1 protein-coding gene is annotated in these 261 nt (G+C 71.3%); it reads right to left on the bottom strand.

Features of this window, described 5'->3' with window-relative positions; translation table 11 throughout:
• The coding region (locus ACSNOK_RS34790; protein ID WP_436784705.1) for a tetratricopeptide repeat protein at positions 1-261 on the bottom strand (261 nt) is incomplete at both ends.

Genomic DNA, 261 nt, shown 5'->3' with positions numbered 1-261 from the left:
GTCGGAGGACGCGATGGCGGTGCCTGGATCGCCGGCCTTAGAGTGAACGAGCGCCAGCCCGTAATGGCCCAGGGCGAAATTCGGGCTGAGATCGATGGCCCGCTCCAGCTCGGCGACGGACTGGTCAGGGCGCCCGCGCAGCCAGAGCGCTCGGCCCATGGCCCAGTGCGCGGCGGGGTCGCGGTCGTCGGCCATGAGGCTTTGCCCGGCGGCTTCGAACGCCCGGTCGATTTCCGGCTCTCGCCTCGCCCAGCCCTGGAA

Origin of the sequence: Streptomyces sp. URMC 126 (assembly GCF_051386555.1) — a bacterium.
In the GTDB taxonomy this organism is placed as follows: Bacteria; Actinomycetota; Actinomycetes; order Streptomycetales; family Streptomycetaceae; genus Streptomyces.
Note: the sequence above shows the minus strand (reverse complement) of the source record. Positions and strands in the feature narration are given on the sequence as shown.